Source organism: Streptomyces graminofaciens (assembly GCF_030294945.1).
In the GTDB taxonomy this organism is placed as follows: Bacteria; Actinomycetota; Actinomycetes; order Streptomycetales; family Streptomycetaceae; genus Streptomyces; species Streptomyces graminofaciens.
In genome coordinates this window covers 5525285-5539148 of record NZ_AP018448.1, presented here as the reverse complement: position 1 = coordinate 5539148, position 13864 = coordinate 5525285, and the positions used below count along the sequence as shown (strand labels likewise).

Genomic DNA, 13864 nt, shown 5'->3' with positions numbered 1-13864 from the left:
CGGCGTCGTCCTCACCGTCGTCCTTGCCCTCGGGAGCGTGTGGGGGTGCGCGTGGGTGTCCGGAGAGCGCTACGGGCGTGCGCGAGGGCATGTGCGCTGTGTGCGGGTGCCGTGCACGCCGGGCGAGGGGCGCCCGCACATATCGAGACAAAAGGAAGTAGTCCGTACCGGCCAGTGACCGGATTCTGGACGGAGTCTTCCGCTGAGCGAACCGCCTCGTTTACATTCCCGCTACGCATACGCCCCGTGGCAGCGCCGCCGCGGAGCGCAGCCGTGAAGCGACTTCGCCCGGACGGGATCCGGGCCCAGCCAATCGGCGGCCCTCTGTAGCGCGTCGCCGAACGGGACCGGTGACGCATCCGCCGCGACGTGGGCCGCCGCCCTCACCACGAAGGAGTGGGCGTCGTGACCGCGGAGACCTCCCAGACGCTCGACCGGGGACTGCGTGTCCTCAAGCTGCTCGCCGACACCGACCACGGGCTGACCGTCACCGAGTTGTCCAACAAACTCGGGGTGAACCGGACTGTTGTCTACCGCCTGCTCGCCACTCTGGAGCAGCACTCTCTTGTACGCCGTGACCTGGGCGGACGTGCCCGGGTCGGGCTCGGTGTACTCCGCCTCGGCCGCCAGGTGCATCCACTCGTACGCGAGGCCGCGCTGCCCGCGTTGCGGTCGCTGGCTGAGGACATCGGGGCGACCGCCCATCTGACACTCGTCGACGGGAGCGAGGCGCTGGCCGTCGCCGTCGTGGAGCCGACGTGGACGGACTACCACGTGGCCTATCGGGCCGGCTTTCGGCATCCGCTGGACCGGGGGGCCGCCGGACGGGCCATCCTCTCGGCGCGGCAGCCGTCAGCGGCCGACCCCGGGTACACGCTCACGCACGGGGAGTTGGAGGCCGGGGCCAGTGGGGCCGCCGCGCCGCTGCTCGGAGTGACCGGGGTGGAGGGGAGTGTGGGAGTCGTGATGCTGGCGGACGCGATACCGGAGCGGGTGGGGCCGCGGGTGATGGATGCGGCTCGGGAGGTGGCGGACGCGTTGCGGTGAGCGGGGTGGCTGGTAGCTGGGGCTGAGCCTGGGGCTCGGGTTCGGATCTGGGGCTGAGTTCGGGTCCGGGCTTGGGTTCGGGGCTCGGGTCCGGGCTTGGGTTCGGGGTCCGGGGCTTGGGTCCGGGCTTGGGCTTGGCGCAGTAGTGCCCGGTGGCTTCGGCTGGGCGGGGGTGGGACTCGCTCACCGGCGCCTGCCCGGTGTCGCACGGGAGTGGCCGGTCTCTTTGGGACGGGTGCCGCCCCGGCGGCACGACCGCCCGCAGCCACGTTCGTTAGATTGACTCCGTGCTCTCTCGTCTCTCCAGTCTTTCGCGTCCCGTTGCCGTGGGTGTGTGTGCTCTGCCTGTCGCGGCGCTGCTTGCCACGGCGGTGTTCGCGCCGTTGCCGTTTTCCGTGGCGCAGCCGGGGATGACGGCGAATGTGCTGGGCGAGAACAAGGGCGACCCGGTGATCACGATCAGTGGCGCGAAGCCCCGGACGACGACCGGGCAGCTGCGGATGACGACGATCGAGGCGACCGGCCCGGACGCGCGCGTCGGCCTCGGTGATGTGATCGACGCCTGGTTCCGCGAGGATCAGGCGGTGATGCCGCGCGACTCGGTCTACCCGACCGGCGACACCGTCGAGGAGATCCAGAAGCACAACGAGGCCGCCATGAAGGAGTCCCAGGACACCGCGACCGAGGCGGCCCTCGGCTACCTCGGCGAGGACTCCGGTGACATCAAGGTCACCCTCCGCCTCGCCGACGTCGGCGGCCCCAGCGCCGGTCTGCTCTTCTCACTCGGCATCGTCGACAAGCTCGACGGCGACGGCAGCGGCGGTGACCTCACCGGCGGCCGTGTCATCGCCGGTACGGGGACCATCGACGACGCCGGCAACGTTGGTGCCGTGGGTGGCGTCCCCCTCAAGACCCAGGCCGCCCGCCGCGACGGCGCCACCGTCTTCCTCGTACCGAGGGCGGAGTGCGCCGACGCCGAGGCAGAACTCCCCAAGGGCCTGCGCCTCATCCCGGTGACGACCCTGAAGGGCGCGGTGAACGCCCTGGTGGCCCTGGAATCGGGCAAGGGCAAGGTCCCCAGCTGTTAGGGAGCGGGCGCGACCCTGGGTGCGCCGGCCAGTCGCAGTCCGACGGTCACCAGAGCCCAGCCGACGCTGACGCGCAGGCCGTGCGGCCGCCGGGCTCCGGCGACGACGGGCCCACGTGCTTCGGCGGCCAGGCGGTGGGCGTCCGCCTCGGCGCGGAGTTCGGCGGCGTGGGCGTGGTGCTGGGCTAGATAGGTCTCGGGAAGCATCGGAGTGGCCCCTTTCGGTCCGCGTCTGGTCGGTGTTCGGTCCGGTTTCGGTCCGTTTTCGGCTCGTGCTCAGTCCGTGCGGATGGGGAAGGTGTGCGTGTGGACGCGTACCTGCTCGGCCTCCGGGTCGTCGGCCGTGGCGCGCGTGCGGTACTCCTCGATGAGCGCGTGGACCTTCTCGGTCAGCTCACCGGCGAGCGCGGGCGTCAGCCGGAGCGTGAAGTCGCTGAGGTCGGAGTGGGTCACCCACTCGACCGGCCATTCCCGCATCGTGCCGAGCCAGGTGGAGAGTTCCTGGGTGTGGTTGTTCGCGATCGAGTGCACCAGGATGTCGACGGCACCGCGTACCTCAGGATTCGGGTCCTTGTAGAGGTCGACGTCGATGCGCGTGCCCTCATGCGCGGCCTTCCACCACCGCTCCCGCCCCTTCCCGCGCTCCGGATCGTCCTCGACGAAGCCGTACGCGGCGAGCTGGCGCAGGTGGTAGCTGGTCGCGCCGCTGGACTCGCCCAACTTCTCCGCCAGCTGTGACGCGGTGGCCGGGCCACCCTGGCGGAGGGCGCCGAGCAGCCGCATCCGGAGAGGGTGCGCGAGGCCGCGCAGGGAGCGGGTGTCCAGTGAGCGGACGCTGAGCGGTTCGGGTACGCGCTCGGGTTTGGGTTGGGGTTCCGGCATGCGTCCAAAGGTATCTATGCAAAGAAGCATTTGCAAGGCTTTCTTTGTAACTGGGCCTGTCTCGCTCAACGAGCCCCCACCTCACCCCACCTCCACGAACCCCTCCGTCACCATCCACTCCAGCGCCACCCGATGCGGATCCTCCCCGTCCACGTCCACCTTCGCGTTCAGTCCCCGAGCCACGTCGTTGTTCAGCTTCTTCGTGAGGGGGACGAGTACGTCGGCGATCTGTGGCCATTGCCTCAAGGTCCGGGAGTTGATCTCGGGGGCCGCGTTGTAGTTGGGGAAGAACTTGCGGTCGTCCTCCATCACGGCCAGCCCCATCGACGCGATGCGCCCGTCGGTCGTGAAGACCTCCCCGTACGCGCAGCTGCCCTTGGCCGCCTGGGCGTAGATGATCCCGGTGTCCATCTGGGTGATGTTCCCGGTGGGCAGGTTCATGCCGTACGCCTCCTGCATGCCCGGGAGCCCGTCGGCGCGGTTGGCGAACTCGTTCTCCACGCAGAGGGTGACGGCCTTGGGGGAGTTCGCCGACAGCAGGGACACGTCGGAGAGGGTCCTCGTGCCGTACTTCCGGGAGTTGGTCCGGTTCATGGCCAGGGCGTAGGTGTTGTTGAGGGTGGAGGGCGGCAGCCAGGTCAGGCCGTTCCTCAGGTCCGCGTCCCGTACCGCCTCCCACTGGCGCCGAGGGTCCGCGATGGGTGTGCTGTTCCCCTGGTACGTGATCCAGGCGGTGCCCGTGTACTCGTACATGGCGTCCGCGTCACCGCTTCTGACCGCCTCCCGGGCGCCGAAGGAACCCTGGATACCCGTGCGGTCGAGCACCTCCGCGCCCGCCGCCTGGAAGGCGATGCCCATCATCGCGCCGAGGATCAGGTTCTCGGTGAAGTCCTTGGAGGTCACGGTCAGCTCGGCGCCGGCCAGCGGCCTGCCCCGGCCGATCGAGCCCGGTCGTACGTCGTCCGTCATGGGGGAGCCGCTGGTCAGCCCACAGCCCGGCACGAGCAGAACCGCCGGAAGAACCGCCAACACCGTCAGCAGCCATCCGCGTCGCCTCACGTCTCCGCCTCCAACCCCCGAGGCCGCAGCAGCAGCTCCGCCAGTGAGGCGAGCCAGTCGACCAGCAGGGCCAGGGCGACCGTCAGGAGCGAGCCCAGGACCAGGACCGGCATGCGCTGGTTGGTGATCCCGGTCGTGATCAGGACGCCCAGGCCGCCGCCCCCGCCGAAGGTGGCGAGCGTCGCCGTACCCACGTTCAGGACCAGCGCGGTGCGTACGCCCGCGAGGATCAGCGGTACGGCCAGGGGGAGCTCCACCCTGGTCAGCACGCCCGCCGGGGACATGCCGATGCCCCGGGCGGCCTCCAGCAGGGTCGGGTCGTTGGCCTTCAGGCCCGCCATCGTGTTCGACAGCACCGGCAGCACGGCGTACGCGACGATGCCGATCAGCGCCGCCGTTCTGCCGATGCCCAGCCAGATCACCAGCAGGGCGAGCAGGCCGATCGCCGGGGTCGCCTGACCGGCGTTGGCGATCGTCATCACCACCGGGGTGGCCCGGCGGAACGCCGGGCGGGTCAGCAGGACGCCCAGCGGGATCGCGATGACCAGCACGAGGGCGGTGGAGATCACGGTCAGCTCGATGTGCTGCCACAGGGCCTGCCACACCTGCCCGTTCGACAGCGCGTTCTCGGAGATCGCGTCCAGCTCGGCCTGCCGGAACCAGAGCCAGGTGCTGAGGAGGACGACGATCAGGACGGTCGGCAGGAGGGTCAGCTTCTGCCAGGTCAGCCTGGGGAAGGGGGATGCGCAGGCGGTCTTTTCCGGTACGGCCGGTACGGCCCGCATCTCCTCAGGCGTACCCGGTACGGCACCGGTCCCGCCCGGCGTACCCGGTACGGCACCGGTCCCGCCCGGCGTACCCGGCACGGCACCGGTCCCGCCCGGCGCGCCGGGTACGGCACCGGTCTCGTCCGGCGCCGGAACCGTCGCGTCCACCTCGGAGGCGGTCACCCCTCCCGCCCTCTCCGACGCTCGGCCTCCAGCACCCCGTGGACCGAGCTCAGCAGCGTCTGGATGTCCACGACGCCCACGTACTCGCCGTGCCGCCCGGTGACCGCCACTCGCCCCCGCCCCGTGCGGTCGGTCAGTACGGCCTCCAGGGCGTCCCGGAGCGTGGCGTCCCTGGTCACCGTGGTGTGCACCGGAGTCCCGGCCCGCGCCGGTGAACCCGTCGCCCGCATCAGATCCCCGCGCCGCAGCCACCGGTACGGACGCCCGCGCCGGTCGAGCAGCAGCACCTCGTTCGCACCGGACGCCCCGCCGGCACCGCTCGACCGCAGCCGGTTGAACACCTGCTGCAGCGGATCGTCCATTCTCGCCGTCGGGCAGTGGGTGACCCCCACATCCCGTACGCGCGTCAGGTTGAGCCGCTTCAGCGCGGAGCCCGCGCCCACGAACCCGGACACGAAGTCGTCGGCCGGGGCGGTGAGGATCGCCTCCGGGGTGTCGAACTGCGCGATACGCGACCGCTCCCGCAGTACGGCGATGCGGTCGCCCAGCTTCACCGCCTCGTCGAAGTCGTGCGTGACGAACACGATCGTCTTGCGCAGCTCGTGCTGGAGCCGGATCAGCTCGTCCTGGAGGTGCTCCCGGGTGATCGGGTCCACCGCCCCGAACGGCTCGTCCATCAGCAGCACGGGCGGATCGGCGGCGAGCGCCCGCGCCACGCCCACCCGCTGCAGCTGACCACCGGAGAGTCGGCGCGGATACCGGTCGTGGAACTCGCCCGGGTCGAGCCCCACGAGGTCGAGCATCTCCTCCACCCGGGCCCTGACCCGGGACGCGGACCAGCCGATCATCTTCGGCACCAGCGCGATGTTCTGGGCGACGGTCATGTGCGGGAACAGCCCGGACGACTGGATCGCGTAACCCACCTTGCGCCGCAGCTTCACCGGATCGATGCCGGTCACGTCCTCACCGTTGATCCGGATGGACCCACCGGACGGCTCGATCAACCTGTTGATCATCTTGAGCGTCGTCGACTTGCCACACCCGGACGGCCCGACGAACACGACGGTCTCGCCGGCCTTGATCTCCATGGTGACGCCGTCGACGGAGGGGTGATCGCTGCCTGGATACCGCTTGGTGAGGTCGACCAACTCGATGGCCGCCCCCGTCGCCGCTGTTGCACCCGTAGCACCCGTAGCACCCGTAGCACCCGTAGTACCTGTAGAGCTCATAGCACCTGTAGCACCCGTAGAGCTCATAGCACCTGTAGCACCCGTAGCGCCTGTGGTACCCAAAGCGCCCGTAGTGCCGCTCTCACCCACGGATCCCCCTGGAGATCGTCAGCCGCCCCACGAGCACGTACCCGGCGTCGAACAGCAGTGCCAGAACGACGATCCCCAGCGTGCCCGCGAGGACCTGGTTGAGCGCGTTCGCACTGCCCAGAGAGGCGATGCCCCGGAAGATCTCGTTGCCGAGGCCGGGCCCGGAGGCGTACGCGGCGACGGCCGCGATGCCCATCAGCATCTGCGTGGAGACCCGGATGCCGGTGAGGATCGCCGGCCAGGCGAGCGGCAGCTCGACCCGCAGCAGCCGCGCGAGCCGGGACATCCCGATGCCCTTCGCCGCGTCGACCAGCGCCGGGTCGACCCCGCGCAGGCCCACGACCGCGTTCCGTACGACCGGCAGCAGCCCGTACAGGGTCAGCGCGATCACCGTCGGCGCCACGCCCAGCCCCACCAGCGGGATCAGCAGGCCGATCACGGCGAGGGACGGGACGGTGAGGATCGCCGAGGTCGTGGTGGTCGCGAGGCCCGCCGCCCATTCCCTGCGGTGGGCGACCACCCCGATCAGCACGCCGAGGACGGTCGCCAGGAGCGTGCACTGGAAGACGGCACTGGCGTGCTGGTACGCGTCGAACAGCAACCGCTCGCGGTAGCTGCCCAGGTACTCCCAGAAGCTCACACGCCCTCACCACCCACGCAGGCCGCCCTAGGTTCTGTCCTGGTCCTCGGCCGCCTGCTCCACCAGCGGGATGATCCGCAGCGGAACGGGGTTCTCCATCACGATCGCCGTGGCGGCCCGGACGATGCCATCAAAACCGACAACCCGGTCGATCACCCGCTGAAGATCGGCGTTGGAGCGGGCCACCAGCCGGCACAGCATGTCGCCGCTGCCGGTCGTCGTGTGCAGCTCCAGCACCTCCGGCACACCCGCCAAGTGCGCCCGTACGTCGGCCCCTTGCCCCTGTCTGATCTGCAGTGTCGCGAACGCCGTCACCGGGTAGCCGAGCGCGGCGGGATCCACCTGCGGCCCGAACCCGCGGATCACTCCATTCGACTGAAGCCGGTCGAGCCGCGCCTGCACGGTGCCGCGCGCGACCCCCAGCCGCCGGGACATCTCCAGCACCCCGATCCGCGGCTCCCGCGCCAGCAGCAGGATCAGCCGCCCGTCCAGATGATCGATCGCCACGAGACCTCCCGAGGTGGTCACCCTGTACAGAACACCCGCCGACACCGGCGTTCAGCTGAGCAGATTGTCCACTCGCAGAGCAAACTATTGCGCACCTTGCGGAAACGGAGGGAGCCTGCGCGCATGACGCAGACCACGCACCACGTCCCCGACACCGCACGGCAGGCAGACCCCTTCCCGGTCAAGGGAATGGACGCTGTCGTCTTCGCGGTGGGCAACGCCAAGCAGGCGGCCCACTACTACTCCACGGCCTTCGGCATGCGGCTGGTCGCCTACTCCGGACCGGAGACGGGCAGCCGGGAGACCGCGAGCTATGTCCTGGAGAACGGCTCGGCCCGCTTCGTCCTCACCTCGGTGGTCAAACCGTCCACCACCTGGGGCCACTTCCTCGCCACGCATGTCGCCGAACACGGCGACGGCGTGATCGACCTGGCCATCGAGGTGCCGGACGCGCGCCGGGCGTACGCCTACGCGCTGGAGCACGGGGCTCGCTCCGTCTCCGAGCCCTACGAGCTGAAGGACGAGCACGGCACGGTCGTCCTGGCCGCGATCGCCACCTACGGCACCACCCGCCACACCCTGGTCGAACGCCGCGGCTACTCCGGCCCCTACCTCCCCGGCTTCGTACGGGCCGACCCCGTCGTCGAACCGCCCGCCGAGCGCACCTTCCAGGCCATCGACCACTGCGTCGGCAACGTCGAGCTGGGCCGGATGAACGAGTGGGTGGGCTTCTACAACCGGGTCATGGGTTTCACGAACATGAAGGAGTTCGTGGGCGACGACATCGCCACCGAGTACAGCGCCCTGATGTCGAAGGTCGTGGCGGACGGGACCCTGAAGGTCAAGTTCCCCATCAACGAGCCCGCCGTCGCCAAGAAGAAGTCCCAGATCGACGAGTATCTGGAGTTCTACGGCGGCGCGGGCGTCCAGCACATCGCCCTCAACACCAACGACATCGTCCGCACGGTACGGACGATGCGGGCGGCCGGGGTCCAGTTCCTCGACACGCCCGACTCGTACTACGACACCCTGGGGGAGTGGGTCGGCGACACCCGCGTCCCCGTCGAGACCCTCCGCGAACTGAAGATCCTCGCCGACCGGGACGAGGACGGCTACCTCCTCCAGATCTTCACCAAGCCGGTCCAGGACCGTCCGACGGTCTTCTTCGAGATCATCGAGCGCCACGGCTCGATGGGCTTCGGAAAGGGCAACTTCAAAGCCCTGTTCGAGGCGATCGAAAGGGAACAGGAGAAGCGGGGCAATCTCTGAGGGGGTTCGCCCCGAGTTCGTCAGCCGCGGGCCGGTGTGTGTTGGGGGGCTGGTCGCTCAGTTCCCCGCGCCCCGGCCCCTAGAAGAACGGCTCCCGTGAGCCCGAGAAGCACGGGGCGCAGCCAGTGCTTCTCAGGGGTGCGTCGTCACGACGACCGCATCCGGGCACCGGACCGCATCCGTCGCCGGGTTCACAGCGATGGCCGCGAGTGCGAACCTGTGATCATGAGCCGTATCCAAGCACCGAGCGACGAGACGACCGGCAACCTGGTCGACCGGCTCCTCGCCGGCCTGCCGTCGGAGGCCGTCCTCACCGACCCGGACGTCACGGTCTCCTACGCCAACGACATGGCGAGCTTCTGCGAGGCGGGCACCCCGGCGGTCGTGGTCCTGCCCCGGACCGTCGAACAGGTCCAGCACGTCATGCGCACCGCCACCGAGCTGCGCGTCCCGGTCGTCCCGCAGGGCGCCCGCACCGGCCTGTCCGGCGGCGCCAACGCCTCCGAGGGCTGCGTCGTGCTGTCCCTCACCAAGATGGACCGGATTCTCGAGATCAACCCCGTCGACCGGATCGCCGTGGTCGAGCCGGGCGTCATCAACGCCACCCTCTCCCGCGCGGTCAACGAACACGGCCTCTACTACCCTCCCGACCCCTCCAGCTGGGAGATGTGCACGATCGGCGGCAACATCGGCACGGCCTCCGGCGGGCTGTGCTGTGTGAAGTACGGGGTGACCGCCGAGTACGTCCTCGGACTCGACGTCGTCCTCGCCGACGGGCGCCTGATGTCCACCGGGAGGCGGACCGCCAAGGGCGTCGCCGGGTACGACCTCACCCGGCTCTTCGTCGGCTCGGAGGGCTCGCTCGGCATCGTCGTACGGGCGGTGCTGGCGTTGCGGCCGCAGCCGCCGCAGCAGCTCGTGCTCGCCGCGGAGTTCGCGTCGGCCGCGGCGGCCTGTGACGCGGTGTGCCGGATCATGGCCGGCGGACACGTCCCCTCGCTCCTCGAACTGATGGACCGTACGACGGTGAAGGCCGTCAACGACCTGGCCCACATGGGGCTGCCGGAGACCACCGAGGCCCTGCTGCTCGCCGCCTTCGACACCCCGGACCCGGCCGCCGACCTCGCCGCGGTCGGGGCGCTGTGCGAGGCCGCGGGCGCCACCCAGGTCGTACCGGCGGACGACGCGGCGGAGTCCGAACTGCTCCTCCAGGCCCGGCGGTTGTCGCTCACCGCGCTGGAGGCGGTGGCGGGTACGACGATGATCGACGACGTGTGCGTGCCCCGCTCCAGGCTCGGTGAGCTGCTGGAGGGCGTCGAGCGGGTCGCCGAGAAATACCGGCTGACCATCGGGGTCGTCGCGCACGCCGGCGACGGCAACACGCACCCCACCGTCTGCTTCGACGCGGCGGACCCCGACGAGTCGCGGCGCGCCCGCGAGTCCTTCGACGAAATCATGGCCCTCGGGCTGGAACTCGGCGGGACGATCACCGGCGAGCACGGCGTGGGCGTGCTGAAGAAGGAATGGCTGGCGCGCGAGATCGGGCCGGTGGGCATGGAGATGCAGCGGGCGGTGAAGTCTGTCTTCGACCCGCTGGGCATCCTCAACCCGGGCAAGCTCTTCTGACCCACCGGGCCCCCGGCCGTCACTCACCGTCCTTCGACTCGTCCGACGGCCACGGGTCCCGCAGGTACAGGTCGTCGGACGGGGTCGGGGCGAGCAGCGCGGCCAGGCCGTCGTCGATCCGGAGCCGCTCGACCTCGGAACCCGGCGGGACCACCCGCAGGGTGCGCTCCAGCCACGCCGACACCTGGGCGGCCGGCGCCTCAAGGAGGGCGTCCCCGTCCGGCGAACTGAGCGCCATCAGCACGACACTGCGGCCCGACACCTTCGTCGGCCACACCCGCACGTCCCCGTGCCCGCACGGCCGGAACACCCCCTCGACCAGCAGTTCGCGTGCGAACGTCCAGTGCACGGGCCGGTCGGAGTTGATGTGGAAGGTGATGTGGACGGCGTACGGGTCGTCGCTGCGGTAGCCGAGCTTGGCCGGCACGGCGATGCTGTGCTCCGGCGACAGGACCAGCTTGAGCTCCAGCTCGCGCTCCACGACGGTCTGCTGCATGGCGTGACTTCCTCTCCGGTACGGGGCCTCCTGGGCGGGCCCGTACGAGTGAGAGCGGAGTGGGTCCCGGATCATTACGCGGGTTCGCAGAACTTTTTTCGACGAGTTCACCCACTGAGATCACCGATGCGTTCGCCGAGGGGTTCACGGCCCGCTCCCCGTAGCAGATCCGTGCGCGAATGGGGCAGGTCCGGCGGCAGCGGTCATGGGACTTGCCGTCGTCTGGTAGATGTGGTTGACCCCCAGGGGGTGGTTCGAAAGTCCCGCACAGCACCCTCGCGGGACTTTCGAACCACCCCCTATCCACCTCCGAACAGATACGGGACGACGGACATGAGCGCCCCAACTCCGGCCCCCGGTGACGACAGGCCCCGCGAAGGGTATTACCCGGATCCGTCCATTCCTGGATATGTCCGGTACTGGAACGGCGCCTCCTGGGTGCCGGGCACCAGCCGTCCGGCGCCCTCGGACGGCGAACCGCTCGCCCCGCCGCAGGGCGGCTCCGCCGTGGAGGAGACGGGCCCGCACTTCTTCGACGAGGACCCCGAGCCCGGCAGCGGCCGCTCCGCCTCCTCCGACGCCCTGCACGGCAACCGCCCCGAGCCCGCCTCCGCCTGGGGCGCCGACCGCTCCCGCCAGACCGGCTTCGGCGGCGACAAGGACCGCCGGGTCTCCTGGGGCGCCCCGACGGGCCCCGACCCCCGGGTCCCGCGCACGCCCGCCCCGGGCGAGGACCCCGCCCGAGCGGCGGGCACGGCCGACGGTGAGGCCCGATTCGAGGGCCCGTTCGGCGGCGCACCCGGTGTGCCCGGCGCCGACGGCCGGTTCGGGGGTACGGCCAGCACGGACGGTACGGCGACGATCCCGCCGGCGGACGGGGACGACGACCCCGGCGCCCCGCAGGGCACGGTGGTCTTCCGCCGCCCGAACACCTCCGCGCGCCCCCGGGCGGCCGAGGGCGCGGAGCCGTCGCAGCCCGAGGGCACCATGACGTTCCGTACGCCCTCCCCGCGCACGGGGCAGCAGGGCGGGGGCGCGGGCACGCCCGCCGGAGTCTTCGGCGCCCCGCTGACCAACGCCCAGGCCGCCGCCCAGCAGGCCCTGGGACTGACCCAGCAGCGGTCCTCCTCCCCGGTGGCGGGGCCGACCGCGACCCCCACGCCCCCGACGGCACCCTCGGGCCCGCAGAGCACCCCTCTCCAGAGCCCGCAGCCGGCCCCGGGGGCTTCGGCCTCGTCGGCCCCTACCCCCGCCGCCCCGCCCCAGCGGCAGCCGCAGGTACCCCCGCCGGCGCAGCCGCAGCCGCAGCCCGGGGGTTCCTTCGCCCAGCGACCCCCGCAGCCGGCACAGCCCACACCGGCCGTGCCCCCGCAGACCACCACCCCCTCCACACCTTCCGCGCTCCCGATGCACGGCGGGCCCGGTGGTGGACAGCCCTCCTGGGCCCAGCAGGTGCACCGGCTCGCCGGTGGTGAGGACGATCAGCCGGTCGCGCCCTGGAAGCCGGTGGTGGAGGACCCGTTCCAGGCGGTGGTCCGGCGGCAGGCGGAGGCCCGGCCCGCGGGGCTCGGCAAGCGGCTGGCCGCCCGGCTGGTGGACAGCCTCGTCGTCGGCGCGGTCACGGCCGCGGCGGCGGTGCCGTTCGGCACGAAGGCGCTCGACCACATCAACGACAAGATCGACGCGGCCAAGCTCTCCGGCGAACAGGTCACGGTCTGGCTGGTCGACGGCACGACCTCGGTCTACCTGGGCATCGTCCTGGGCGTCCTGTTCCTCGTCAGCGCCTTCTACGAGGTACTGCCCACCGCCAAGTGGGGCCGTACGCTCGGCAAGAAGCTCTTCGGCCTGGAGGTCCGTGACATCGAGGGCCACGAACCCCCGACGTTCGGCCGCTCCCTGCGCCGCTGGCTCGTCCACACGGTCTCCGGCCTGCTCGGCATCGGTGTCGTCGGCATCCTGTGGTGCCTGTGGGACAGGCCCTGGCGCCAGTGCTGGCACGACAAGGCGGCGCACACGTTCGTGGCGGGGTAGAGGAGGGGAGGGCCCGTAGTACCTCGGGGGTAGGGGAGGGCCCCGTAGAACCCCGGGGGCAGGGGAGAGCCCGTAGAACCCCGGGGGTATGGGAAGTCCCGTCCATACTCCTTCCCCCTTCCTCCTTCCCCCTTCGCCCGTACGGCCCCGTGCCGGATGCGATGCCGAAGGGTTCGCGGTCGACTCGGGCCATGAGCAGCGAACCGCCCCCCTATGGCTCCGGCCCGTCCCCGGACGACGACCCGTTCAGGAAGCAGCCCCCGCCGGACCAGGGCGGCGGCGGCTCTCCGTACGACACCCCGCAGCAGCAGCCGCCGTACGGCGGCCCGCAGCCACCCCCGTCCTACGGCGGTGGCCCTTACGGGAGTGACCCCTACGGCGGCGGCCAGTACCCCAACGACCCGCTCTCGGGCATGCCTCCGCTGGCCGACAGCGGCAAGCGGGTGCTCGCGCGGATCATCGACATGCTCATCGTGGGTGTCGTGGTGCTGCTGCTGGCCTGGGCCTTCCGGTTCAGCCAGTACACGGTCGACTCGGACGACTGGGAGTTCGGCAAGTCCTTCGCGCAGGAGGCGCTCGCGGCGATCCTCTACATCGCGTACGACACCGTCCTCAGCGTGCGGAACGGCCAGACCGTCGGCAAGCAGCTGCTGAAGCTGCGGGTGGCGAACCTCAATGACGGCTCCACGCCCAACGTCCAGACCGCGCTGACCCGCGCGGCCGTGCTCTGGCTGCCCTTCGCCTTCTGCTGTGCCTGTGTCTGGACCGCGATCGCCGGCGGCTGGAGTTTCTTCGACAAGCCGTACAAGCAGGGCCTTCACGACAAGGCGGCTAAAACGGTGGTGGTCAGCACCGGTTGACGCGAACGTGAGGCGGACCACGCCAAGAACCGCCCGGCACGACAACGGCGGGTCCGTGACTCACGGACCCGCCGAAGCGTTTCAGCGACTG

The 13864-nt window shown here is 70.8% G+C and carries 14 protein-coding genes; 6 read left to right on the top strand and 8 right to left on the bottom strand.

Annotation, left to right across the window (positions count from 1 at the left end; all coding sequences use genetic code 11):
- Positions 1–405 precede the first annotated feature (405 nt).
- Positions 406–1047, top strand: a complete 642-nt coding sequence (locus tag SGFS_RS23690) for an IclR family transcriptional regulator (protein WP_286253143.1) — start codon at positions 406–408, stop codon at positions 1045–1047.
- Positions 1048–1334: 287 nt separating this feature from the next.
- Positions 1335–2135: a S16 family serine protease gene (locus SGFS_RS23685; protein WP_286253141.1), complete on the top strand. Its 801-nt coding sequence runs from the start codon at positions 1335–1337 to the stop codon at positions 2133–2135.
- On the opposite strand, the gene SGFS_RS23680 is transcribed toward SGFS_RS23685, so the two are convergent.
- The 7 genes from SGFS_RS23680 to SGFS_RS23650 all read right to left on the bottom strand — a co-directional run bounded on the left by SGFS_RS23680 (position 2132) and on the right by SGFS_RS23650 (position 7491).
- Positions 2132–2341 carry a hypothetical protein gene (locus tag SGFS_RS23680; RefSeq protein ID WP_286253139.1) on the bottom strand — a complete coding sequence of 70 codons (210 nt, stop codon included), beginning with the start codon at positions 2339–2341 and terminating at the stop codon, positions 2132–2134. The genes SGFS_RS23685 and SGFS_RS23680 overlap by 4 nt on opposite strands.
- A gap of 69 nt (positions 2342–2410) precedes the next feature.
- Positions 2411–3016, bottom strand: a complete 606-nt coding sequence (locus SGFS_RS23675; RefSeq protein ID WP_286253138.1) for an ArsR/SmtB family transcription factor — start codon at positions 3014–3016, stop codon at positions 2411–2413.
- An 81-nt stretch (positions 3017–3097) separates the two neighbouring features.
- On the bottom strand, positions 3098–3985 hold the full coding sequence (locus SGFS_RS23670; RefSeq protein WP_286260031.1) for a glycine betaine ABC transporter substrate-binding protein: 888 nt from the start codon (positions 3983–3985) through the stop codon (positions 3098–3100).
- An 86-nt stretch (positions 3986–4071) separates the two neighbouring features.
- Complete coding sequence (locus tag SGFS_RS23665) at positions 4072–4860, bottom strand: ABC transporter permease (protein WP_286260030.1); 789 nt, start codon at positions 4858–4860, stop codon at positions 4072–4074.
- Positions 4861–5021: 161 nt separating this feature from the next.
- Complete coding sequence (locus SGFS_RS23660; protein ID WP_286253137.1) at positions 5022–6254, bottom strand: ABC transporter ATP-binding protein; 1233 nt, start codon at positions 6252–6254, stop codon at positions 5022–5024.
- 82 nt (positions 6255–6336) lie between these two features.
- Positions 6337–6984 (bottom strand): ABC transporter permease, encoded by a 648-nt coding sequence (locus SGFS_RS23655; RefSeq protein ID WP_286253136.1) that lies wholly within the window; start codon positions 6982–6984, stop codon positions 6337–6339.
- A 27-nt stretch (positions 6985–7011) separates the two neighbouring features.
- On the bottom strand, positions 7012–7491 hold the full coding sequence (locus SGFS_RS23650; protein ID WP_286253133.1) for an Lrp/AsnC family transcriptional regulator: 480 nt from the start codon (positions 7489–7491) through the stop codon (positions 7012–7014).
- Between the two features lie 123 nt (positions 7492–7614).
- Between SGFS_RS23650 and hppD the strand changes: the two genes are divergently transcribed.
- Positions 7615–8760 (top strand): 4-hydroxyphenylpyruvate dioxygenase, encoded by a 1146-nt coding sequence (hppD, locus tag SGFS_RS23645; protein ID WP_286253132.1) that lies wholly within the window; start codon positions 7615–7617, stop codon positions 8758–8760.
- A 219-nt stretch (positions 8761–8979) separates the two neighbouring features.
- Positions 8980–10386 carry an FAD-binding oxidoreductase gene (locus SGFS_RS23640; RefSeq protein ID WP_286253131.1) on the top strand — a complete coding sequence of 469 codons (1407 nt, stop codon included), beginning with the start codon at positions 8980–8982 and terminating at the stop codon, positions 10384–10386.
- A 19-nt stretch (positions 10387–10405) separates the two neighbouring features.
- On the opposite strand, the gene SGFS_RS23635 is transcribed toward SGFS_RS23640, so the two are convergent.
- Positions 10406–10882 carry an SsgA family sporulation/cell division regulator gene (locus tag SGFS_RS23635; RefSeq protein WP_286253129.1) on the bottom strand — a complete coding sequence of 159 codons (477 nt, stop codon included), beginning with the start codon at positions 10880–10882 and terminating at the stop codon, positions 10406–10408.
- A gap of 333 nt (positions 10883–11215) precedes the next feature.
- Between SGFS_RS23635 and SGFS_RS23630 the strand changes: the two genes are divergently transcribed.
- Together SGFS_RS23630 and SGFS_RS23625 are read left to right on the top strand one after the other, a co-directional pair.
- On the top strand, positions 11216–12913 hold the full coding sequence (locus tag SGFS_RS23630) for an RDD family protein (RefSeq protein ID WP_286253128.1): 1698 nt from the start codon (positions 11216–11218) through the stop codon (positions 12911–12913).
- Positions 12914–13104: 191 nt separating this feature from the next.
- Positions 13105–13773 carry an RDD family protein gene (locus SGFS_RS23625; RefSeq protein WP_286253126.1) on the top strand — a complete coding sequence of 223 codons (669 nt, stop codon included), beginning with the start codon at positions 13105–13107 and terminating at the stop codon, positions 13771–13773.
- Positions 13774–13864 lie beyond the last annotated feature (91 nt).